General features: G+C 42.3%; 21 protein-coding genes and 1 tRNA gene. 12 read left to right on the forward strand and 10 right to left on the reverse strand.

Translation table 11 applies throughout. The features are described 5' to 3' along the window. The first annotated feature begins 494 nt into the window (after positions 1–494). The 4 genes from V7K32_RS28200 to V7K32_RS28215 all read left to right on the forward strand — a co-directional run bounded on the left by V7K32_RS28200 (position 495) and on the right by V7K32_RS28215 (position 3,666). Positions 495–1,049 carry a thioredoxin family protein gene (locus V7K32_RS28200; RefSeq protein ID WP_334998182.1) on the forward strand — a complete coding sequence of 185 codons (555 nt, stop codon included), beginning with the start codon at positions 495–497 and terminating at the stop codon, positions 1,047–1,049. Positions 1,050–1,120: 71 nt separating this feature from the next. Then, the gene (gene pyrH, locus V7K32_RS28205; RefSeq protein ID WP_334998183.1) at positions 1,121–1,849 is read left to right on the forward strand and encodes a UMP kinase; all 729 of its coding nucleotides are present in this window, start codon (positions 1,121–1,123) and stop codon (positions 1,847–1,849) included. Then, a complete protein-coding gene (frr, locus tag V7K32_RS28210; RefSeq protein WP_334998184.1) occupies positions 1,836–2,384 on the forward strand; it encodes a ribosome recycling factor in 549 nt (182 codons plus the stop codon). Before pyrH ends, frr begins: the two co-directional genes overlap by 14 nt. A gap of 160 nt (positions 2,385–2,544) precedes the next feature. Further along, positions 2,545–3,666, forward strand: coding sequence for a geranylgeranyl reductase family protein (locus V7K32_RS28215; protein WP_334998233.1), 1,122 nt, complete (start codon positions 2,545–2,547; stop codon positions 3,664–3,666). Between the two features lie 166 nt (positions 3,667–3,832). On the opposite strand, the gene V7K32_RS28220 is transcribed toward V7K32_RS28215, so the two are convergent. Together V7K32_RS28220 and V7K32_RS28225 are read right to left on the reverse strand one after the other, a co-directional pair. Beyond that, entirely contained in the window at positions 3,833–4,702 is an 870-nt protein-coding gene (locus tag V7K32_RS28220) for a CPBP family intramembrane glutamic endopeptidase (RefSeq protein ID WP_334998185.1), read from the reverse strand. A gap of 185 nt (positions 4,703–4,887) precedes the next feature. Then, entirely contained in the window at positions 4,888–5,325 is a 438-nt protein-coding gene (locus V7K32_RS28225; protein ID WP_094350106.1) for an AbrB family transcriptional regulator, read from the reverse strand. Between the two features lie 1,453 nt (positions 5,326–6,778). On the opposite strand from V7K32_RS28225, the gene V7K32_RS28230 reads away from it, so the two are divergent. Next, positions 6,779–7,783, forward strand: a complete 1,005-nt coding sequence (locus V7K32_RS28230; RefSeq protein WP_334998235.1) for a succinate dehydrogenase/fumarate reductase iron-sulfur subunit — start codon at positions 6,779–6,781, stop codon at positions 7,781–7,783. A gap of 86 nt (positions 7,784–7,869) precedes the next feature. Here V7K32_RS28230 and V7K32_RS28235 read toward each other — a convergent pair whose 3' ends face one another. The 4 genes from V7K32_RS28235 to V7K32_RS28245 form a co-directional block, all read right to left on the reverse strand. Continuing rightward, on the reverse strand, positions 7,870–8,394 hold the full coding sequence (locus tag V7K32_RS28235) for a TolB family protein (protein ID WP_334998237.1): 525 nt from the start codon (positions 8,392–8,394) through the stop codon (positions 7,870–7,872). Between the two features lie 247 nt (positions 8,395–8,641). Next, positions 8,642–8,839, reverse strand: coding sequence for a DUF6887 family protein (locus tag V7K32_RS28240; protein WP_094341389.1), 198 nt, complete (start codon positions 8,837–8,839; stop codon positions 8,642–8,644). Positions 8,840–8,844: 5 nt separating this feature from the next. Next, positions 8,845–9,021, reverse strand: a complete 177-nt coding sequence (locus V7K32_RS28945) for a DUF6888 family protein (RefSeq protein ID WP_442938818.1) — start codon at positions 9,019–9,021, stop codon at positions 8,845–8,847. Next, positions 9,018–9,203, reverse strand: coding sequence for a ribbon-helix-helix protein, CopG family (locus V7K32_RS28245; protein ID WP_334998187.1), 186 nt, complete (start codon positions 9,201–9,203; stop codon positions 9,018–9,020). The genes V7K32_RS28945 and V7K32_RS28245 overlap by 4 nt, the downstream gene beginning before the upstream one ends. Before the next feature lie 361 nt (positions 9,204–9,564). Here V7K32_RS28245 and V7K32_RS28250 point away from each other — a divergent pair, with 361 nt between their 5' ends. Further along, positions 9,565–9,945, forward strand: a complete 381-nt coding sequence (locus V7K32_RS28250; protein ID WP_334998189.1) for a hypothetical protein — start codon at positions 9,565–9,567, stop codon at positions 9,943–9,945. A 228-nt stretch (positions 9,946–10,173) separates the two neighbouring features. Here the strand turns inward: V7K32_RS28250 and V7K32_RS28255 are convergent, their stop codons facing one another. The 3 genes from V7K32_RS28255 to psbX form a co-directional block, all read right to left on the reverse strand. Then, entirely contained in the window at positions 10,174–10,734 is a 561-nt protein-coding gene (locus V7K32_RS28255; protein WP_334998191.1) for a TolB family protein, read from the reverse strand. A gap of 47 nt (positions 10,735–10,781) precedes the next feature. Beyond that, on the reverse strand, positions 10,782–11,711 hold the full coding sequence (locus V7K32_RS28260; RefSeq protein WP_334998193.1) for a Ycf66 family protein: 930 nt from the start codon (positions 11,709–11,711) through the stop codon (positions 10,782–10,784). Between the two features lie 248 nt (positions 11,712–11,959). Next, entirely contained in the window at positions 11,960–12,079 is a 120-nt protein-coding gene (psbX, locus tag V7K32_RS28265) for a photosystem II reaction center X protein (protein ID WP_012412183.1), read from the reverse strand. A gap of 259 nt (positions 12,080–12,338) precedes the next feature. On the opposite strand from psbX, the gene V7K32_RS28270 reads away from it, so the two are divergent. Next, the gene (locus V7K32_RS28270) at positions 12,339–12,632 is read left to right on the forward strand and encodes a YggT family protein (protein ID WP_334998195.1); all 294 of its coding nucleotides are present in this window, start codon (positions 12,339–12,341) and stop codon (positions 12,630–12,632) included. Between the two features lie 165 nt (positions 12,633–12,797). Here V7K32_RS28270 and accC read toward each other — a convergent pair whose 3' ends face one another. After that, positions 12,798–14,141, reverse strand: a complete 1,344-nt coding sequence (gene accC / locus V7K32_RS28275; protein WP_334998197.1) for an acetyl-CoA carboxylase biotin carboxylase subunit — start codon at positions 14,139–14,141, stop codon at positions 12,798–12,800. 426 nt (positions 14,142–14,567) lie between these two features. Here accC and V7K32_RS28280 point away from each other — a divergent pair. The 5 genes from V7K32_RS28280 to ccsB all read left to right on the forward strand — a co-directional run bounded on the left by V7K32_RS28280 (position 14,568) and on the right by ccsB (position 20,001). Continuing rightward, positions 14,568–14,650 (forward strand) — tRNA-Leu (locus tag V7K32_RS28280). 127 nt (positions 14,651–14,777) lie between these two features. Next, entirely contained in the window at positions 14,778–15,389 is a 612-nt protein-coding gene (locus V7K32_RS28285) for a chorismate lyase (protein ID WP_334998200.1), read from the forward strand. A 284-nt stretch (positions 15,390–15,673) separates the two neighbouring features. Then, positions 15,674–16,237: a Uma2 family endonuclease gene (locus V7K32_RS28290; protein WP_334998202.1), complete on the forward strand. Its 564-nt coding sequence runs from the start codon at positions 15,674–15,676 to the stop codon at positions 16,235–16,237. Positions 16,238–16,691: 454 nt separating this feature from the next. Next, positions 16,692–18,449 carry a DUF3352 domain-containing protein gene (locus tag V7K32_RS28295; RefSeq protein WP_334998204.1) on the forward strand — a complete coding sequence of 586 codons (1,758 nt, stop codon included), beginning with the start codon at positions 16,692–16,694 and terminating at the stop codon, positions 18,447–18,449. Positions 18,450–18,933: 484 nt separating this feature from the next. Then, on the forward strand, positions 18,934–20,001 hold the full coding sequence (gene ccsB, locus V7K32_RS28300; protein ID WP_334998206.1) for a c-type cytochrome biogenesis protein CcsB: 1,068 nt from the start codon (positions 18,934–18,936) through the stop codon (positions 19,999–20,001). Positions 20,002–20,198: the final 197 nt, after the last annotated feature.

The following is a 20,198-nucleotide window of genomic DNA, read 5'->3' on the forward strand; positions in this document are numbered from 1 at the left end:
TAGCTAATGCGACTGCCAAGGTTAATCTTTGTTTTATTCGGTTGATGGTTAAGAGGCTTGCTGCACCTTCTTAGATGTCAAATGGGTTCTATATAGCTTTTCCTAATAAGAGTGAGATTAAGCTTTACCTCACCCCGATAAAGCTGTGCTTTATCTCCCCTCTCCTTATTAAGGAGAGGGGCTGGGGGTGAGGTTTTGATATAGTTTTATCCAGCATAGATTTCTATGTTATTGATAGAGATAATTTACTCAGAACCTAGATTATGTCAGTATTAGAAATCATAAATTCTACAATCTGAGTAATATTTTCGCTATTTTTAGATGTGAGCGAATTAGCATCAGTGCTAGATTCAGTAGTTTCACAATTACGATCGCTAATGCAAGTCTATAATATTGTCAAATATGAGGCATCGGCTAAGGGGTGGTTTGCAACTGGAAACTGACGCTGAATTTAATAATCTTTTTCTTGTTCCTAGTTCTGCGAGCCAGAAATCATGAATCTACTAGAAACAATCGATACTCCCATTGGGAGCTATGCACCCGATTTTGAATTGCCAGGAATTGACGATCAAGTACACCATCTCAGGCGTTATCTTGAGAAATTCCCAGCAGTGGGCGTTATTTCTCTATGTAACCACTGTCCTTATGTAGAGGGGTATATAGACAGGTTAAAAAACATTCAAGCCGAATTTGCACCGATTGGGTTCACACTAATTGCTATGAATGGTAGTGATGGTAATAACGAAACTAGGCCAAGCTTTGAAAATATGAAAGCTTTTGCCCAGCGTCACGATTTGAACTTTCCTTACCTGTGGGACTCTACGCAAGATGTAACCCGCAGTTTTGGTGCGACAAAAACACCAACGGCCTTTCTAATAGATAGTAATGGTATAGTCCGCTACAAAGGTAAAATTGACGATCATCCCCACGATCCATTATCGGCGGGAGAGGATTATTTAAGAACTGCGATCGCTTCTCTGTTTCTTGGTCAAGAAATAGAGATACCAGAAACAGAACCAATAGGTACTACATTGATTTGGCGTAACTAGACATAGATAGTCCCTGTAACTGCTATCTTAAATTGGAGGCAATTGCAACTTTTTTGATAAAGCGGAACTTCATGGGAACGAATTACCGACGGGTTTTACTCAAACTGAGCGGTGAAGCCTTAATGGGCAACATGGGCTATGGCATTGATCCAGAAGTGGTCAAGGGAATAGCTGAGGAAGTAGCAGAGGTGATAAGCACTGGCGTTCAAATGGCCATCGTTGTTGGCGGCGGCAATATTTTTCGTGGCGTGAAAGCGGCGTCGGCGGGGATGGACAGGGCAACCGCTGACTATATAGGGATGATTGCCACGGTAATGAACGCCATGACGCTGCAAGATTCGCTGGAACGGATAAAAGTACAGACGCGGGTGCAAACTGCGATCGCTATGCAAGAATTAGCAGAACCCTATATCCGTCGTCGTGCCATCCGCCATCTGGAAAAAGGGCGGGTGGTAATTTTTGGTGCTGGTTCTGGAAATCCCTTCTTTACTACAGATACTACTGCGGCATTAAGAGCCGCAGAAATTGATGCAGAAGTGATTTTTAAAGCCACCAAGGTAGACGGAGTATATGATGCCGATCCTCACATTTATCCTGACGCCAAGCGTTACAATAGCCTTACCTACGCGCACGTTTTAGCGAAAGATTTGCGGGTGATGGATAGTACTGCGATCGCCTTGTGTAAAGAAAATAATATCCCAATTCTGGTATTTGATCTAACGGTGCGAGGTAACATCCACCGAGCCGTCTTGGGAGAATCCATCGGTACCCTTGTGGGAGGTTCTTGTGATATTAGCTGACGCGAAAAGTAAAATGCAAAGTTCTGTTGATTCAACTCAACGAGCTTTTAACACGATTCGCACTGGTCGCGCCAATGCGAGTCTATTAGATAAGGTATTAGTGGACTATTACGGTTCGCCCACGCCGATAAAATCACTGGCAAATATTAGCACGCCAGATGCCTCGACAATTCTGATTCAGCCCTACGAGCGTAATACCCTAAACATCATTGAGAAGGCGATTTCCCTCTCAGATGTGGGTTTAACTCCCAGCAACGATGGTTCTGTAATTCGGCTGAATATTCCGCCTTTAACCAGCGATCGCCGGAAAGAATTCGTCAAAATGGCTACAAAGTATGCTGAAGAAGGTCGTGTTGCTATTCGCAACATTCGCCGCGATGCCATAGACGCGATTCGCAAACAAGAGAAAGCCTCTGAAATTTCCAAAGATGAATCAAAAGACCAACAAGATAGCTTGCAAAAACTCACAAACGAGTATACTGCCAAAATAGACTCACTCTTGGCAGAAAAAGAAAAAGACATTACGACTGTTTAAAGTCTAAAGTCTGAAGCATAAAGGCTGAAGGATGATAAATAAATTCTTCAGCCTTTATCATTTTTTGGGTATTTAACAAAAATTAATCAAGTAGGGGCAATTTATGAATTGCCCCTACTCAATAGAAAATCAACTAATTCAGGAGCAAAAATTCAGCCTTATGTACGATTGCATCATCGTCGGCGCTGGGCCAGCTGGTGGAACAGCTGCATATCATTTAGCCAAACAGGGTCGCTCAGTATTAGTATTAGAAAAAGAATCCCTACCAAGATATAAACCTTGTGGCGGTGGAGTATCTCCAGCGATCGCTCAATGGTTTGACTTTGATTTTAGCCCAGCAATTTCTGTCAAAGCCGACTCCTTTCGCTTTACCTGGAAATTGGGCGATCCAGTGGAAGCAAAAATCGCCACAGAAGAACCAGTCTGGATGGTGCGACGAGATATTTTTGACCATTTCCTAGTGCAGCAGGCGCAAAAACAAGGAGCTGAACTCCGAGATAATACTGAAGTAACGAGTATTGAATTTAAAAGTGACTATTGGCAAGTTAACACAGCCAATGGGCCAGTTACAGGGCGCTACTTAATCGCAGCTGATGGTGCTAAAGGGCCAATGGCAAAATGGCTAGGCTTCAAAGAACGTAAACGCAGTTTAGCAGCAGCTTTAGAAGCAGAAGTTTCTGCAACTGTGAAAGACAAAACCACAATTCACCTTGAGTTGGGCTTGGTGAAAAATGGCTACATTTGGAACTTCCCAAAGGCGGATGGTTATTCTATTGGTATCGGTACATTTGTTGGTGGTCAACCCCAGGATTTTAAAAAGATTTTAGATGAGTACGCGCGATCGTTTAATTTAGATATCAAAACTAGCAAACAGTATGGTTATCCCCTTTGCTTGTGGAATGGAAAGCAAAAGTTGCATACCCAAAATGCAGTTTTGGCTGGGGAAGCTGCTTGTGTAGTTTATCCCATGACAGCAGAAGGCATTCGTCCGTCAATTTTTAGCGGTTTGATTGCAGCAGGAGCGATTAATGACGCCCTTTCTGGTGATACCAACGCTTTAGAAAAATATACCGAAGCTATTAATGAAGAATGGGGTACTGAGATGGCTTGGGCGCAAAAATTAGCTGGAGCATTCTATCGCTTTCCTGCTATTGGCTACAAAGTTGGTGTTAAGCATCCCTCCGGTGCCAAAATCATGGGTAAGATTCTCTGTGGAGAACTCCGCTATAGCGACGTTACCGATCGCGCCCTCAAGCGTTTAATTCCTGGCTTTGGAGGTTAAGTATTAAAAATTAAATAACATCCAAATATGGTTTTTAACCTCACGCCGCCTTTGAAAAAAGTCAAAGTCTCCCCTCTCCGTGAGTTCGGAGAGGGGTTGGGGGTGAGGTTTTGTACATTATTTAAAACGCAAGCTTACCTCTCAAATATTGCACCTTAACACGAAGTTAAAAATACCTAGAGAAAAGCCAGATAATCACTCCAGTTCCCAATACACAAAGAATTCCTGTTAAACCAGCTAGGGGTTTTTTATTCTTACCTGTGAACCAATCAGAGACTTTACCTGTATAAGTAATTAGTTCTGCTGTGTCTATGGTCGCGATCGCCCATATCCATCCCGCGTGCAGTCCCCAAGCTAAACCTAAATTGTTGTTAGAGGCAAACCGTGCTAACACTAGCACCATTCCCATCAGCCACAATCCAGGAAGTTGAGGTGCAGTTTCACGTTGCTCCCAAACTAGGTGTAGCAAGGCAAATATCAAGCTAGAAATTGCTGCTGCTACCCAAACTGGATAATCCTGCGCTAATTCAGTAAACAGAAAACCGCGAAAAACTAACTCTTCTATCCCACCGATTAATAACGCTATCAAGAAAATCGGTAGCAAGATGGGTAGCACTAACTTGAAATTCGTCTTTTCAAAAGAACACCAGCCTAACCCAAATTGCCCACTAAATACAATAGCTAGGCTCACTACTCCCAAAGCAAAACCTAGTCCTAAAGAACCAAGAGTTGAAAGATTCCCAACAAAGCCGTAATCCGAAAAAGATTTATTGGTAAGCCAACTAACTCCCCACAGAATTAGGGGAGCTAATAGGTAGAGCGACAGCAATAACGGCATCTTTTGCTCTGGCTGTAAAGGTTTAAGGGGTTGCCAATTGAGCAATATTGCTGATACTGTTGCCACTGGCAACCAGCAAACTATCCAGAAAATAAAAAATGCCATCACTACAACTAGTGCTGGTGCATTTTCCATAAACGCCAGTAAGGTGTTGACAGAAGACTCAAAAAAAGTTATCAAACTAAACAAAAAAAACACGATAGACTTCTTGCACTATAGATTTCTTGCTGATTAATCAAGACTCTACTAAAATTGGTGACTTCTGCAAGGGGTCTAATCGTATTCTTTAGTTGTGACAAAATTTTCTAAATAGAGCTACTAGTTTACTGTCGGGGTAAGGATAAGTTATCATCACCTGAAACTTATCCTTACCATCAGCAAATTTACTCTTCGTCTTCCAAATCTTCGTCCGATTCGTCAGAGTCTATATCTTGTGAGGTTAGTTTTTTGTCACTTTCACCGAGTTGAATCAGATGAATATGTTTGTATCCCAACCTAATTTCAAACTCATCTCCAGCCTTTAAGCCCATTGCTTTGGTATATGTGGCACCAATCACAATCTGACCATTTTGATGGACACTAACCCGATATGTCGGTTCACGACCACGACCATCTTTAGGTGCTTCTGGACTTAGAGGAATTCCTCTAGCCGATAGCAAAGCGTCATAAAAATCAGTGAGATTGACACGAACCTGGTTATTCTTAGTAACAGTGTAATAGCCGCACTGTTTAGCTCTTTCTCGGCGTGGTAAAGTGGATAGTTCTTTTACTTTAGCAAGTAGTGCTTTTCCGGTTAATGGCGCGGTTGCAGTTTCAGTCATTATGCTCAAATTTTCCTTACTCTCTCCAAACTGAAAAACGTGTAGTCAAATGCTGGCATTTGGCTTTTTAGCATTTGCATAGAGCTACTTAGCACTCTAGTGTAACGGGTCAATTCCTGCCGATAGGAGCCAAAAGCACTTCTATATATGGTTGTCTATAACCAATTCAAGGTCATAGTTGCCATAGAAATTAATTTTGCTGATTTCACGGCACTTTTAACCATTATTCGCCATTAGAAATGAAATTATTTTCTCTTTTGGCGCTACTGTAGCGGTGTAACTTTCAGCCACCTTTACAAATCGGGTTAATTCTACTCCAAATAAGTCGTAGATCCCAAAAAATGCAGGTTTTCCACTTCTAGTGCTTGCCCTTCTGGGCAATGAACAGGTAGAGTTTTTTCTACTCATCCTCTCAAGCTTAGGACAGCATAGTATTTCAATAGAGTATTAAGGGCTTATGCCCTTTTGTACTGCCAGTAGAGACGTGAATTTTCTTGTCTCTACATTACGATTCAACAAAGCAGTAGTAGCCGTGCTGATCCGGCTATTGATTCTGTTTTGTGTCTTCGTAATTTTATATTAAATACTAGCATGGACTAATAATAGCAAAATAGTTGTTTAATTTTGAATTAAAGTTGCTGGTAAATTTTTATTTAAATTCCTGGACTGAAAGCTTGCAAAAAGCAGTGAGGAAAATCCTCACTGCTTTTTGCAAGGGTGAGTATTGCCCTATGCCTTTTATAAAAATTTATCTAATTTAGACGAGCAGTTTTGACCAATGTGTTAAATTCAAGATTTTCTTGATTGAGAAAATCTTGAATCTAAAACTCTCGCGCATCCGGGATTCCCGGTACAATAACTTTTATTTTAAAGTGGTGACAATTTATCCTCGGTTTATTATCTTTTGCTCAAAAGCAGTCAGAGAATTTTGTACGTCTGTCTATGGGAAGAATAAATCTCTTAACATCTGCCTAGCGCTTGATTGCCACTACTATATATTGAACATACCCAAGTTACACTTCTATATAATCAAAAAATTCTGTCAAGCGGTAGCTTCTGCTGAATTTTCTAGTTAGTTGCTCTAGCTGAAGTTGACATCAAGACGTGTTGCTAACCTGACATGCATTTAATTGAGATACGATCGCTAGGTCAGAGATAAAGGTAAAACGCTCTTTCCTTTACATTCCTAAATAGGTAAATTCAATCCCAAGCTATAATTACATTTTTGGCGTTTTATCTCAGAATTGGACACAAATCTTGCCTACAGCGCTGCTACAAGTAAAGTTTGAATGGTTATCGTTAAACTAGAATCAGTCGCTCTTTGATGGTCAGCCTATTAACACCAGGCTTTGAATGAAGATCAAAAAAGTATAAGCTCACTTTTCGCAACTACCTGCCTTGAATCATGATTTTTGAGGCTGGTGAAGCAATTTTAAAATATTGGTTAGTGGTCATGGAAGTTATTTTTAAGGTCATTCGACAGCAACAAAATTCCTCCCCAGTGGTGCAAACCTACCTTGTAGAGGCTCAAGCAGGTAATACAATTTTGGATTGCCTCAATCATATTAAGTGGGAGCAAGATGGAACTTTGGCGTTTCGCAAAAATTGCCGTAATACAATTTGTGGTAGCTGTGCTATGCGAATTAATGGGCGTTCGGCTTTAGCTTGTAAGGAAAATGTTGGCAGTGAACTTGCCAGATTACAACAAATAGCATCATCCCCAAGTAAAGTAAATCCCATTCCCGAAATCACGATCGCTCCTTTGGGGAATATGCCCGTGATTAAAGATTTGGTTGTAGATATGAGCAGCTTCTGGAATAATCTAGAAGCAGTTGCTCCTTATGTGAGTACAGCAGCACGACTTGTACCAGAAAGAGAGTTTTTGCAAACACCACAAGAGCGATCGCGCCTCGATCAAACTGGCAACTGTATTATGTGTGGTGCATGTTACTCTGAATGCAACGCCCGTGAAGTTGATCCAAACTTTGTTGGACCCCATGCCCTTGCCAAAGCTTACCGGATGGTAGCAGACTCCCGCGATAGCGACACCGAAAATCGTTTAGCAAGCTACAACGAAGGTACTAAAGGCGTATGGGGTTGCACCCGTTGTTTGTACTGCGATTCAGTTTGTCCAATGGAGGTTGCACCATTAGAACAAATCACCAAAATTAAACAAGAAATTCTCACCCACAAACAAGCCAGTGATAGTCGCTCAATTCGTCACCGGAAAGTATTGGTAGATTTAGTTAAAGAAGGTGGTTGGATTGATGAACGTCAATTTGGTTTACAAGTAGTCGGTAATTACTTTAAAGATTTAAAAGGATTACTCAGTCTTGCACCCCTCGGTTTACGGATGATCCTCCGGGGTAAATTTCCCTTGTCCTTTGAACCTTCAGAAGGGACTCAACAAGTGCGATCGCTCATTGAATCTGTGCAACAGGTAGAAAATAAAAGTTAAGAGTGATAAGTAAAAGTTAGGAGTTGGGAGTGAGGAGTTAGGAATTTTTAACTCATAACTCCTAACTCATAACTCCTAACTCTAATTCATCGTGGTTCTTGAGGTATATTTAACGGCTGTCCATAACGGTCATATACTAAAACATCCCACTGACCGTTGTTACTGGATTCAAAAGCAATCCTACTACCATCAGCGCTAATTGTAGGGTTGCGGACTTCAGATTGTAGGTTATTAGTCAAATTTCGTGATTGGCGTGTTTCCCTGTCGTAGAGAAAAATAGCCGATCGCCCCTGACGACTAGCACCAAACACAATATAACGACCATCTTGGGAAACGCTAGGATGAGTTGCGATCGCATCAAGGGAGTTTAAACCCGGCAAATCAACCAAATCACGAGTTACCGTATCAAACATATAAACATCTTGGCTACCGCGTCGGTCAGTAATAAAAACAATATATCTCCCAGAAATTTGCGGATCTAACTCCGACGCTAAACTATTGAGACTCCGCCCCCCCGGATCAAAGGGATAACTCAAAATCCGAGGGTAGCCAAAACACCCAGTCAATAAACTTAAGCAGAAAAATACAGGTATAAAAAAAACACGTTTCATATAATTAGTCATTGGCGCTAAATAGGCATACGGCAAACAAGGTGCTGCATCTACGCCCGCCGCAGGCATCGTGGTCATTGTCTAAGCCATGACTGAAAATTAGCTGTATCTCTGACTGCGTTAGAACCTTAGCGCGTCCATGCCGATTTATTTTCATTGCCAGACTGTAGACCCTGTAATCCACAGCCTACAATGTTTTGACCTGTGATAAACTACATCGATTAAGCGAGTTGATAAAGGTAATTTTTTACAGATTCTCTCGTGTCCGTTTTGCTTCTATTAGTTTTTCCAATTCACCAATTTCATCTATGGTATAAAACTTGGGGTTAGGTTCAGCGTTAATTTTATCCATTAGAGCGTGAAAAGCTTCTGTATCATTCCGATTCTCTAATAAATAACGTTTTAACTCTATTTTACTCATAGCTGCAAACTTAGGCTTAGTCATTCGTCCTATCTCCATTTACCATTGGGGTTAATTACAATACCTGTTTCATCTCCAGCCAAGATATAGATGTCTCCTGTTCGCTCATCTAATCTCACTATAAAGATAGGTAGTAGAAACGTTGTGAGGTTTTGACTGAGGATAAAACAAATCAGATTTTGTTTGGGTGTAGGATACCTAATCAAGGTTGACTTACCTTTTTAACAGCCGCTTCACACCACATCCTGACAGCTTCTTCCATTGCCTCGCTGTGACCTATTTCTAATTCAAGAACTAGATGTTTGAAATTTTTAACTAAATCCTTGGGCAGATAGGCTGCACTTTGGGTGTAATCGTTGTGGGTGCGTTTGTTAATTCGAGTTTCCATGATGAATACAAGTTAATCTGCTGTTATGCTAGCACACTAGCTGATATCCATATATCTAGTGACCATAGCTTAATTTATTTGTTAAATAAATAATTGACAATCTTCAGTGATTAATTTTAATGTATATATCGTGTACTACAAATTACTGTTTTTACTCTCGTTATAAAATATTCAACACCTTACTTTAAGTGCTTAGTTACGAGCAAATATTTTTTATTTCAGTTAATAAAGTAAGGTTTTTAAGGAGATTAAACATCAGCATCTTTATTCAGTAGGCTTTTCAAAACTTAATTATAAGTAGTTTACCTCATCTGATATTATGTCTATAAAATCTTTGACTTAATTTTTGGAAATAGTTTTTATGAAACTAATTCCTGCTTTATTATTGGGTTTGATAGGCTTGAGTCCTATCGTGTTTTCTCAAGCAGCTTTTGCAGATGGTTGGCCAATCAGTGTGGTAGGAAACTGGAGTGTGAATGCTACTAATGCTACTGGGATTCTGAGTATTACAAATCAAGCTACAACAGGCAACTGTAGAACAATATCAGGCAGTATATTTGGCGAGTCTTTAAAAGGTTTTTACTGTCCCTTCAGTGGTCGCATCAATTTTATACGACAGTCTAGTTATCACTTTCAAGTTTACAGTGCTAATATTTCCCAGGATGCAAGTACAGTTTGGATGACCGGCTTATTTACTGACTATGACCAGCCTGGAGAATATAGTTTTTTCGGCTCTAAGTAGAAAGAGTTTCATGTTTTCTTAGTGCCATTCCCGTCACACCCAATCAATCGCCCCATTCCCCCATAACCCCAATTCTCACCCCGTAGCGCGTCTCTAGCTGTGGGGTTTTGTTTTGGTGGTTGAGTGCGATCGCTTTTTGGAGAAAAACTTTTTGGTTTACTGTTAATCGCGTCTCTCCAAAGTACAGACGCGATTAATCGCGTCTCTCCTAACTCCTAACTTTTTCCCCTACGGAGGTGAACCAACAGTTGCACCATTAGGAATATCTAACTCAATATTTGGCCCCCGGTCTAAAACTTCAATATCCCACTGACCACGGGTAGCGGTTTCAAAGACAACATAACGTCCATCGGGGCTGATATTTGGTTTTCTGACCCAGCCGCGATAGGTTGGTGTGACGATTTGCGACTGTTGTGTAGCGCGATCGTAAAGCGCCACCACTGGTCTACCTTGGTCACTAGTAAGATAAGAAATATAACGCCCGGTATAGCTCAAGCTAGGACTTTCGGCAATTGTCTCCGCTCGGTTTATCCCCGGTGTACTAATAAACAGTTGCCTCTCCAAATCGAAAACCAGTAGCTGCTGATTACCATTCCGATTAGATACAAAAGCTAAAAAGCGTCCATTTCCACTCAAAGCAGGTTGCTCCTCGGTGTAGCGACTGTTGAGGGAAGTAGGCCCTATAGAAATATCGTTATAACCACAAGATGCAAGCAAACCTGTTAAACCAAAAACCAGGCTCCAATGAATTGGTCTTTGGAGCCAAAATGTAGGCGTAAATTTTTCCACCTCAACTGTTTTCCGTCGCCTTTAAACCTACTTCTACGCAAACTGTTTTAAACATCGTCATCAAAATCGGTCGAATTATTTGGCCGCTCATTTGGCATTTCAACTGGGTTGTATGGCACATAATCAGTTGGAATCGCCTCATCGTCTTCGCCCGGTCTTCGAGGAGTTGAGTCAGTGGTTGGACGACGCCTTCTTGGTCTGGGAGTAACATCATCTTCACGGCTTTCTGGACGCCCAGACCCGTTATTACTACGCCTAGAAGGTTTTCTGACTTCCCCTCCCGAACTTTCCCAATCATCAACTTGCCTAGATGAAGAACCCCAATTCTCATCTTCAGAGCTTTCAGAAGGGCGATTCACAGGACGCCCAGAAGTCCGCCGCCGCGTTTTATCTGTTGGTGGAGCCTGTCTTTCACTACTGCTGCTGTTGCTGTTGCGGCGTTCTGAACGACGGGGGGGTTGTTCCTCGTAGTAGTCATCACGAGTGGAAATCTCATCCCTGCTACCCTGAATCCGGCGACGCGAGGGGCGTTCTTCCTCGTCTTCATAAGGCAGTGGATCTAAGTCTGCCTCCATCTCAGCCCCATACTTCTTCCGATTGCGGTTCATTGAATAATTTCCGCTTACCTCTCGCTCATCATCCACAATTGGAGTGTTGCGCTTTGCTTGCTGGGTCGCTATACTCCGCAGACGAATACTTTCAACTGCAAAAAACACAGTTGTGCCAACTAAAAGCAATTGACCAAATTGTAGAATCGGGTCTAAGCGCCATCCTTGAAACACGAGAATGAAGCCACAGAGCAAACCAACTGCCGCAAAAAAGATATCTTGATCCCGTGACAATTCTGGACGCACAGTGCGGAGAAAATACAGTGATGCCCCAGCCACAGCCAGGAAAATTCCTAGAATACTGGCTGAGTTTGCCCCAAAATTTACCTGAGCCAGAAAACTGGCTGAGTTCAGCCCAAAATTTATCATTGCTGTTTTCCCAATATCAAATCTATGTTAGCGAGTCACAATTAAAATCACTACTGTAATTATTCACTATATATTGAAGCTTCAAAGCCTCTAGCAAAGAAGCTCTGAAGCTGTTCACCGAAAAATAAAAAAACCTATGTCTGTCAGCTATAACTGCCACTAGCGGCAAACACTGCTGCTTTTAGTGCAATCATAATAAATAGCTGACAGACAATCGGTTATGAGAGTTTAATTAACTCTCATAAGCATTATGAACGCTGAATTTTATCTTTTTGGCTAATGAAAATTAGACCAACCGTAACGGGGATTACAACAATTGCAGTACCCCATAGCAGACTCCAAAGAAAATTTGCTAAAGAAGGCGTCATACTTCTAAACCTTTTTTTACACACTTCATCCTAATTTTAATAGTGTATTACTTTCTTGAGAAGCCTATAACTCTGAACTCGCAAACTTGGTAACTGCTGTGAGGGAGTTTGCTTTTCTCTTCCAGAAGAAAGTTGCAGCATTTGGTTAAAATGATGATGAAAGTGCTTTACAAAGCTTCAAATTTTGTGGCGTTAGCGAAGCGCGGCTTGCCGTTCGCCTAAGTTTTTCTTTCTTTACGATAGATAGTACCTTAAACCGATGACTGGTGTTGACCTGACCGCTTGGATTCTTGGCCCTGTATTAGGGGTGATGACATTTTTATTTATATTTCGGATCATTCTTACTTGGTATCCGCAAGTGAATCTGAATCGTTTGCCCTTTAATTTAATAGCTTGGCCTACCGAACCATTTTTAATCCCGTTGCGAAAACTCGTACAACCTATAGGCGGAGTGGACATTACACCTATTATTTGGGTTGGTATCTTCAGCCTGGTGCGAGAAATATTATTAGGTCAACAAGGATTGCTGACCATGCTATCTCGTGTGAATTAAGGATTGGGCATTGGGAATGGGCAAAACAGTTCCGAGTTCCAAGTTCCGAGTTCTGAGTAAAAAAGTGAGATTCCCCACTCAGCATTCAAAACTCCCTCCCCTGCCTCCCCTGCCTCCCCTGCCTCCCCTGCCTCCCCTGCCTCCCCACTCCCCACTCCCCACTCCCTAGCCGTTCATCTCCTGCACAAAATTTGTATAGACATTACCCTGCAAAAATTGTGGAGTTTCCATAATTCTTTGATGAAACCCAATGGTGGTGGGTAGTCCGGTGATGGCACATTCTCGGAGTGCGCGTTTCATGCGGTTAATAGCAGTGGGTCGGTCTGGGGCCCAAACAATTAACTTCCCAATCAAAGAATCGTAGTAAGGCGGGATTTGGTAATCTGTGTAAACGTGGGAATCAATGCGAACACCAGGACCTCCAGGGGGTAGATAGCCACTAATCCGTCCAGGAGAAGGGCGAAAGTCATGATCTGGGTCTTCAGCGTTGATCCGGCACTCAATTGAATGACCTCGTAATACTACTTGCTCTTGCGTAAGTTTAAGTCTTTCCCCTTGGGCAATCCGAATTTGTTCGGCAACTAAATCTATTCCAGTAATCATCTCTGTTACAGGATGTTCTACTTGAATCCGGGTGTTCATTTCCATAAAGTAGAATTTACCGGATCTATCCAAGAGAAACTCGATAGTACCCGCCCCACTGTAATTGATGAATTGGGCAGCTTTGACAGCAGCTTGTCCCATTTTCTCACGCAGGTCTTGGTCAAGAGCCGGACTTGGTGCTTCTTCTAGTAGCTTTTGATTGCGGCGCTGAATTGAGCAATCCCGTTCGCCTAAGTGGATGACATTACCGTAGTTATCCGCCAAAATTTGAAATTCGATGTGGCGGGGACGTTCAATAAATTTTTCGATGTAAACGCCAGAATTCCCAAAAGCTGCTCCTGCTTCCCCTTGGGCTGCTAAGAAAAGTTTGACAAATTCATCTTCAGAACGCACCAGGCGCATACCCCGTCCGCCACCACCGGCTGTAGCTTTGATCATGACTGGATAGCCGATTTGCTTGGCGAATTTTAATCCTTCTTCCTCGGATTCTACCAACCCCTCAGTACCTGGTACTGTCGGGACTCCAGCTTTTTGCATGGTTTCTTTGGCAGTGGATTTATCCCCCATCAGCTTTATAGCTTCTGGAGTTGGGCCGATAAAAGCAATATGATGGTCAGCACAGATTTCGGCAAACCGGGCATTTTCTGCCAGAAAGCCATAACCTGGGTGAATAGCAGTCGCATTGCGGGTCAATGCGGCAGCAATAATATTGGGAATATTCAAATAACTTTTACTGCTAGCAGGTTCGCCAATGCAAACCGCTTCATCAGCAAGCTGGACGTGGAGAGCATTCCGGTCAACAGTGGAATGAACCGCGACTGTTGCAATTCCCATTTCTTCACAGGCGCGGAGAATGCGAAGGGCGATTTCTCCCCGATTGGCAATTAATATTTTGTCAAACTTCATTTTTTAGTTTCGATATCATTACCAGTAGATTGACATTTTCTCGCTATCCAATTTGAAACGAGGCGATCGCATTATTTCAAATTATCACAGGAGATTCGCCACCCTGATTCTAAGCAAACCTGCAATATGCGAGTTTGCTGCCTCTACAGGTCTTACCAGACTAACAACATTGCTGCTGTAAGTCTTGCCTAGCTTACTAAACTGGGCTTTTGCGCCGCCCAATAGGCAGTCGTAGACAAGGCGGTACGCGATCGCACCACATCTCCCAAAGTCGCTCTACCCTTTTTAATATCACTTGTGCAGACGCTAGATTTCTGTCAGTCTGATACAGCCTTGAGGAAATTTATATTTTTGAGGAATATAACTTTAGATATCACCTTACTATAATTAGTTTCTTATGCTATAGTTTATATTTAGAGATTCCCTGCGGATGTGGCGGAATTGGTATACGCGCACGCTTGAGGTGCGTGTGGGCAATGCCCTTGCGAGTTCGAGTCTCGCCATCCGCATATTTTGTTGATTAATCAAGGGTCAATAGTCAAGGGTCAATATACCTTAGACTGTTGACCCTTAAATCTTGGTAGAGCTAAGGTTTTTTATGCTTTTATAGAGATATGTGAAGTTTTGTAAAAAGCATTGAGTATTACTTTTACGCCGACAAACAACTTAACACAGCCAGCAGCTTGGCATCGCCTCACTCCGATTTGGCAAGGAGGAGAGGAAGTAATTCAAAAAAGTTTACCTCATTCTCAGCTAGCACCGGCTTGGCAGCTAATGCTTTTGGGTGACGGCTCTCCAACACGTCACTTAGAATTGCTTACAGGTAAGCCTGTAGAAGTAGATGTCATTGATATGTCATTGATTGGCATAGACTTGGATGCTGCACCTGACTTAATCCAAGCTGTCCCAGGGCCGCGACTACGGCGACAAGTGTGGCTGCGGACTGCTTCTGGACAGCGATTAGCCTATGCTACCTCGTGGTGGGAAGCTAGTCACGTAGATGAGTATTTGCAAAATCGTTCATTACCAATTTGGGCAAGTTTAGCTCGTCTCCGCACAGAGTTGTATCGGGATGTTCGAGGAATTTACTATGGTGACTCATCGGCGCTAGAGTCTGGTTTTGATGTAACTGGGCCTTTTTGGGGTCGCCATTACTTGTTTTGGCATCATGGACAGCCATTAACGTTAATTTATGAAGTTTTTTCGCCTTATTTAACTAAATATTTGGGAGCTATGGAATTAAAATAATTCGTAATTGAGCCTCCGGTACGCTTTGCGTTAAGCCAAGCGTACCGGAGTACGTAAATTTTGTTTTGCAACAATGAGATTATCAAATCTGGTAGTAGTACCGTTAAACTAATGAGTTTTCGGTGATGGTTTGGGGTTGTTGTGCGATCGCATCCTCTCTAAAATAGAGTCATCTAGTTTAGAAGATTCCTTATTTGAAGGGTTGCAAATTACACCTCAATAAATTTTCCAACAAGCAAGAATTTCCTACTGATGTTAGCAACAAAGACACGAGGAAAAGTTGAATGAATACTGTTGTGCTAAATCTAGAACCAATTGCTCATTTAACGGATGAGCAATTTTATCAATTGTGTATTGCCAATGGTGATTTAAGCCTGGAAATGAATGCAGCCGGAGAATTAATAATTATGCCACCAGTAGGAGGAGAAAGCGGAAATCAAGAAGCTGGACTGATCGCTGATTTAGAAATTTGGAATCGTCAAGCTAAATTAGGGAAAGTTTTTAGTTCTTCAACTATCTTTATACTTCCCAACGGTGCAAAACGTTCTCCTGATGCTGCTTGGGTAAAATTGGAGCGGTGGGAAGCTTTAACACCAGAACAACGAAAAAAATTTCCGCCACTTGTACCCGACTTTTTGATTGAACTGCGATCGGAGACAGATCGCCTTGCACCGATTCAAGAGAAAATCCAGGAATACATTAAAAATGGTCTGCGGTTGGGTTGGCTGATTAATCCTCAAGATGCAAGAGTTGAAATTTACCGACTTTTGAAAGCTGTAGAAGTTATACAAATGCCAGCAATTGTTTCTGGAGAAGATATATTACCTGGATTTGAGTTGCAAGTATAGGTAAATGATCGGCCTGACGGTATCGCAAAGTTATACCACATTGTCAAAAAAAATACTGCACTGCTCGTGTGGCGCGATGGCATACCCGCCCTTTCCGGTGGCGATCGCGTATCGCAACCAAGCAAAGCCAAGTGTTAAAATTGAGTTGCAGTTTTGTCCAGTTACTTATATTCTAAAATTGCTTAAAATAATAGATTTACTTGCGAAAACTTTCCGATAAAAGAATTAATCTCAGGGAAACGTCCTACGAAATTCAAGAAAGCGTGTTAAAAATGGTAACTGAACTAAAAACACAGCTTTTGAAAGAGTAGGGAAGGTTGATTACCGAAGTATCATCAACATCTAGTGTGGAAAAATTTAATACAATTAGCTGTTCTAAAGAATGGTTAAACCTGTTGGTGTACTTGACTAATCAAGCAAGTAATAAGTTTGCGAGTATAAGGTATAGGTTTCAATGGCACCGCCTCTTGTGTCTGTTCCGATGAAGAAAAATAAGAAACCGTCTCTGGTGCTGACGCTCTCAACTGCTGGGCTATTGATTGGTGCGGGAAGTGTAGCATACTGGTTGTTAAGCCAGAGACAACTATCTTCTAGCGATTTGCTAGTAGGTGCAAATATTATTCCTAGTGATGCCCTGTTTGCGGTTTCTATGACAACAGATCCCCAGCAGTGGCAGAAATTGCGGGAGTTTGGCACAAAAGAAACTCAAGCAGAATTGGACAGAAATTTAGTAGAATTGCGCGATCGCTTTCTCACTAAGAATGGTTACGACTTCCAGAAAGATATCGCTCCTTGGGTAGGGAATGAGGTTACAATCGCAATTCTTGCCCCAGCAATAGCAAGTAAAGCTGCACCCAAACCAGTTACCACCAATGAAGATGCTGCAAGCGATCAGCAGTCGATGGTAATGGTATTACCAGTGAAAAACCCAGAAATCGTCAAAAACATTTTGGCACAACCCAAAACCCTTAAACAAGGCAAATGGATTGACCGTATTTATCAAGGTATCGCCATTAAACAAAGTGAGGGACAAGCAGGAGAAAACTTTTCAGCAGCATTACTAGATAAGCGTTTTTTAGTTATAACTGATAATCCTAAAGCCACAGAACGAGCGATCGATGCTTACAAAAATCAAACATCTCTAGCCACAACAGGGGGTTTTGCTGAGAATTTGCCAAAAATTGCCAACTACCAAAGCTTTGGTCAGTTTTACATAAATGTGCCAACAGCAGCTAAAATAGCCGCAGCTTCTCCAAATCGCCCAATACCAGCTCAAGTTTTGGCTCAACTGCAAAATAACCAAGGGTTAGCCGGGACAATGATCTTAGAGGCAGAAGGAATCCGCTTCAAGGGCGTTTCTTGGTTAAACCCTAATAGTCAACGGGTGCTGGCGGTAGAAAACAAAGCTGGGCAAATGCAAAGCCGCGTACCAGCAGAAACCTTAATGATGCTTTCGGGGGGAAACTTACAGAGGTTGTGGGGAGATTATGTTTTAACATCTCAGCGAAATCCCCTCTCACCGATCGCACCAGAACAACTTAGAGGTGGTATAAAATCTCTTACCACTCTCGATTTAGATAAGGATTTGCTTAGTTGGATGAAAGGCGAGTTTTCCTTATCAGTAATTCCTACTACTCCAAAAGAAGGTTCGCCAAACGATTTTCGTGCGGGTTTAGTGTTTATGGTACAGACAAGCGATGCCTATGGCGGGCAAAGCCTACGCCAATCGGCTGAAACATCAATAAAACAACTGGATGACGTGATGAGAAATCAATACCAGTTCCAAGTTGAACCGGCGAAAGTCGCCGGACAACCCGTTGTTAACTGGGTTTCACCCTATGGTACCTTAACTGCCACCCACGGTTGGTTAGATGGAGATGTCGCCTTTCTAGTAGTGGGCGCTCCCGTTACTGATAAAATTCTTCCCAAACCCAACAACACACTAGCAAGCACGATCCCCTTCCAACAAACAGTTCCTACAGAACCAAATCCGACAAATGGTCAATTTTTCATAGATGTGGAACGAACTGTGAAAAATTTCCCTTTACCAACTCTAATTCCCAATCAACAAACTTTACTTGATGCAACGCGCTCAATTGGGATCACATCCGCCGTCAGCGACAGTCGCAGTAACATCTACGACATTTTTATAGCACTCAAAAAACTTAGGAATACGACTCCCTTGCCTAATCCAGAAAGTAATAAGAGATAAGAGCAATTCTGTTAGATAGGGGAGTGAGGAGTTAGGAGTGAGGAGTGAGGAGTGAGGAGTGAGGAGTGAGGAGTTAGGAGTTAGGAGTTAGGAGTGAGGAGTTAGGAGTGAGGAAGGAGTGAGGAGTGAGGAGTTGTACTAATTATCAAAAATCTTGCCATACAATAATCTTCGCATCTGGTGTGTCTTTACCTCATACCATTTATTTGTGAGGCTGCGCCAAAGCCTTTTAACTTCTTCTTTCTTTGTGTTCTTTGCGGACTTTGCGGTTCGTTTTTCTTTCTTGTAGTTAAATATGGTTTAGCGCATCTTCATACAGAATTGGTATCAGAGCAATATCATCTGTAGTAACCTTAAAAGAAAATGGTATTAAAAATTAATTAACTCATAACTCGCAACTTTCCCCTGTCCCATTCCCCCCTAAGCATATAGGATCAGAACAGTTAGAATCGATATTTTAAATTATCCACGGAGAGAAGACTTTATGAATTTGGTTGTACTCCAGAACTGGCTGGACAATGCCTCCTTTGCCATATTATTCCTAACAATGCTGGTGTACTGGGGAGGAGCGGCTTTTCCGAATCTGCCTTATCTAGCCGCTTTGGGGACAGCTGGGATGGCGATCGCTAATTTGTGCATGGCGACTCTACTAGGGGCGCGATGGATCGAAGCTGGTTACTTTCCCTTAAGTAATCTCTATGAATCCTTGTTTTTCTTAACTTGGGGAATTACCACCGTCCATCTGATTGCTGAAAGTAGTAGCCGTAGCCGCTTAGTAGGAGTTGTTACAGCTCCGGTGGCAATGTTGATCGCTGCTTTTGCTACCCTGACACTACCATCCCAAATGCAAGTGTCAGAACCCTTAGTACCTGCCTTGAAGTCAAATTGGCTGATGATGCATGTCAGCGTCATGATGTTGAGTTATTCTGCTTTAATGGTGGGTGCGTTATTAGCGATCGCTTTTTTAATTGTGACTCGCGGTCAAAACATCCAATTACAAGGTAGTTCAGTCGGTACTGGTGGCTATCGCAGCAACGGCTACCGCTTAAACAAAGCATCTGAACTAATTTCTCAACCGTCAGCCCCTTCTGCCGAAAATAACGGCTTTGCTCGTTTTGAAACAACTAGCAACGGCAACGGTAATACAGCTGTTATGGGTTTAGTTACAACAACCCCAATCCAAAATCCAAAATCCGAAATCCAAAATTCCGAACCTCTTTCACCCCAGCGCCTTAGCCTTGCTGAAACTCTCGATAACATCAGCTATCGCATCATTGGGCTAGGATTTCCCCTGCTGACAATTGGTATTATTGCCGGTGGCGTTTGGGCTAACGAAGCCTGGGGCTCCTACTGGAGTTGGGACCCCAAAGAAACTTGGGCATTAATTACCTGGTTAGTGTTCGCCGCCTATCTCCACGCCCGAATCACTCGCGGTTGGCAAGGGCGTAGTCCAGCAATTTTAGCCGCCACCGGCTTTGTTGTGGTTTGGGTTTGCTATCTCGGTGTGAATCTTTTGGGTAAAGGTTTGCATTCTTACGGTTGGTTCTTTTAAGAACCGTTTAAATAAAACTACCCCACCCATCCCGCGTACCCTCCCAAAGGCATCGGGGAGGGTTGGGGAGGGGGAACGCGAGAATTATAGGCTAATTTTACCGGACATCAAATTATTACTAAATTTTTATTTGAGCAGCACTCAATCTATAAAATCATCATTTTATTTCGGATGAACTGTTATATCCCTGGAAAATA

This window comes from Nostoc sp., from assembly GCF_036917635.1.
GTDB lineage: Bacteria > Cyanobacteriota > Cyanobacteriia > Cyanobacteriales > Nostocaceae > Nostoc.

Coding starts and splice junctions, on each gene's coding strand:
- V7K32_RS28260 (WP_334998193.1), bottom strand. CDS start 11,711: ATGATAAATTTTGGGCTGAACTCAGCCAGTTTTCTGGCTCAGGTAAAT.
- V7K32_RS28235 (WP_334998237.1), bottom strand. CDS start 8,394: ATGAAACGTGTTTTTTTTATACCTGTATTTTTCTGCTTAAGTTTATTG.
- V7K32_RS28200 (WP_334998182.1), top strand. CDS start 495: ATGAATCTACTAGAAACAATCGATACTCCCATTGGGAGCTATGCACCC.
- pyrH (WP_334998183.1), top strand. CDS start 1,121: ATGGGAACGAATTACCGACGGGTTTTACTCAAACTGAGCGGTGAAGCC.
- V7K32_RS28230 (WP_334998235.1), top strand. CDS start 6,779: ATGGAAGTTATTTTTAAGGTCATTCGACAGCAACAAAATTCCTCCCCA.
- V7K32_RS28270 (WP_334998195.1), top strand. CDS start 12,339: ATGACTGGTGTTGACCTGACCGCTTGGATTCTTGGCCCTGTATTAGGG.
- V7K32_RS28240 (WP_094341389.1), bottom strand. CDS start 8,839: ATGACTAAGCCTAAGTTTGCAGCTATGAGTAAAATAGAGTTAAAACGT.
- V7K32_RS28250 (WP_334998189.1), top strand. CDS start 9,565: ATGAAACTAATTCCTGCTTTATTATTGGGTTTGATAGGCTTGAGTCCT.
- V7K32_RS28245 (WP_334998187.1), bottom strand. CDS start 9,203: ATGGAAACTCGAATTAACAAACGCACCCACAACGATTACACCCAAAGT.
- ccsB (WP_334998206.1), top strand. CDS start 18,934: ATGAATTTGGTTGTACTCCAGAACTGGCTGGACAATGCCTCCTTTGCC.
- V7K32_RS28225 (WP_094350106.1), bottom strand. CDS start 5,325: ATGACTGAAACTGCAACCGCGCCATTAACCGGAAAAGCACTACTTGCT.
- V7K32_RS28295 (WP_334998204.1), top strand. CDS start 16,692: ATGGCACCGCCTCTTGTGTCTGTTCCGATGAAGAAAAATAAGAAACCG.
- psbX (WP_012412183.1), bottom strand. CDS start 12,079: ATGACGCCTTCTTTAGCAAATTTTCTTTGGAGTCTGCTATGGGGTACT.
- V7K32_RS28290 (WP_334998202.1), top strand. CDS start 15,674: ATGAATACTGTTGTGCTAAATCTAGAACCAATTGCTCATTTAACGGAT.
- V7K32_RS28215 (WP_334998233.1), top strand. CDS start 2,545: ATGTACGATTGCATCATCGTCGGCGCTGGGCCAGCTGGTGGAACAGCT.
- accC (WP_334998197.1), bottom strand. CDS start 14,141: ATGAAGTTTGACAAAATATTAATTGCCAATCGGGGAGAAATCGCCCTT.